Annotated in this window: 1 rRNA gene; it reads left to right on the plus strand. The window is 53.2% G+C overall.

Annotation, left to right across the window (positions count from 1 at the left end):
• Positions 1 to 2,024: ribosomal RNA gene (locus tag ACFV15_RS48090) — 23S ribosomal RNA — on the plus strand; the annotation flags it as partial.

Genomic DNA, 2,024 nt, shown 5'->3' on the forward strand with positions numbered 1-2,024 from the left:
GTATCCATATCTGAATTCATAGGATATGAGAAGGCAGACCCGGGGAACTGAAACATCTAAGTACCCGGAGGAAGAGAAAGCAAATGCGATTTCCTGAGTAGCGGCGAGCGAAACGGAACATAGCCCAAACCAAGAGGCTTGCCTCTTGGGGTTGTAGGACATTCTATACGGAGTTACAAAGGAACGAGGTAGATGAAGAGGTCTGGAAAGGCCCGCCATAGGAGGTAACAGCCCTGTAGTCAAAACTTCGTTCTCTCCTGAGTGGATCCTGAGTACGGCGGAACACGTGAAATTCCGTCGGAATCCGGGAGGACCATCTCCCAAGGCTAAATACTCCCTAGTGACCGATAGTGAACCAGTACCGTGAGGGAAAGGTGAAAAGCACCCCGGAAGGGGAGTGAAAGAGATCCTGAAACCGTGTGCCTACAAGTAGTCAGAGCCCGTTAACGGGTGATGGCGTGCCTTTTGTAGAATGAACCGGCGAGTTACGATCCCGTGCAAGGTTAAGCAGAAGAGCGGAGCCGCAGCGAAAGCGAGTCTGAATAGGGCGCATGAGTACGTGGTCGTAGACCCGAAACCAGGTGATCTACCCATGTCCAGGGTGAAGTTCAGGTAACACTGAATGGAGGCCCGAACCCACGCACGTTGAAAAGTGCGGGGATGAGGTGTGGGTAGCGGAGAAATTCCAATCGAACCTGGAGATAGCTGGTTCTCCCCGAAATAGCTTTAGGGCTAGCCTCAAGGTAAGAGTCTTGGAGGTAGAGCACTGATTGGACTAGGGGCCCCTACCGGGTTACCGAATTCAGTCAAACTCCGAATGCCAAAGACTTATCCTTGGGAGTCAGACTGCGAGTGATAAGATCCGTAGTCGAAAGGGAAACAGCCCAGACCGCCAGCTAAGGTCCCAAAGTATGCGTTAAGTGGAAAAGGATGTGGAGTTGCACAGACAACCAGGATGTTGGCTTAGAAGCAGCCACCATTTAAAGAGTGCGTAATAGCTCACTGGTCGAGTGACTCTGCGCCGAAAATGTACCGGGGCTAAACGTATCACCGAAGCTGCGGACTGTTCTTCGAACAGTGGTAGGAGAGCGTTCTAAGGGCGTTGAAGCTAGACCGGAAGGACTGGTGGAGCGCTTAGAAGTGAGAATGCCGGTATGAGTAGCGAAAGACGGGTGAGAATCCCGTCCACCGAATGCCTAAGGTTTCCTGAGGAAGGCTCGTCCGCTCAGGGTTAGTCAGGACCTAAGCCGAGGCCGAAAGGCGTAGGCGATGGACAACAGGTTGATATTCCTGTACCACCTCTTCATCGTTTGAGCAATGGGGGGACGCAGGAGGATAGGGTAAGCGCGGTATTGGATATCCGCGTCCAAGCAGTTAGGCTGGGAAATAGGCAAATCCGTTTCCCGTGAAGGCTGAGCTGTGATGGCGAGCGAATTATAGTAGCGAAGTTCCTGATTCCACACTGCCAAGAAAAGCCTCTAGCGAGGTGAGAGGTGCCCGTACCGCAAACCGACACAGGTAGGCGAGGAGAGAATCCTAAGGTGATCGAGAGAACTCTCGTTAAGGAACTCGGCAAAATGACCCCGTAACTTCGGGAGAAGGGGTGCTCTGTTAGGGTGCAAGCCCGAGAGAGCCGCAGTGAATAGGCCCAGGCGACTGTTTAGCAAAAACACAGGTCTCTGCGAAGCCGTAAGGCGAAGTATAGGGGCTGACGCCTGCCCGGTGCTGGAAGGTTAAGAGGAGCGCTTAGCGTAAGCGAAGGTGCGAATTGAAGCCCCAGTAAACGGCGGCCGTAACTATAACGGTCCTAAGGTAGCGAAATTCCTTGTCGGGTAAGTTCCGACCCGCACGAAAGGCGTAACGATTTGGGCACTGTCTCAACCAGAGACTCGGTGAAATTATAGTACCTGTGAAGATGCAGGTTACCCGCGACAGGACGGAAAGACCCCGTGGAGCTATTGGAATCCGAAAACCGAAACGCTGACCCGTGCGGAACTCGATTCGCTGCGGCTGGCCAAGCTGCG

It is taken from the genome of Amycolatopsis sp. NPDC059657 (assembly GCF_042734395.1).
Lineage (GTDB): Bacteria > Actinomycetota > Actinomycetes > Mycobacteriales > Pseudonocardiaceae > Amycolatopsis.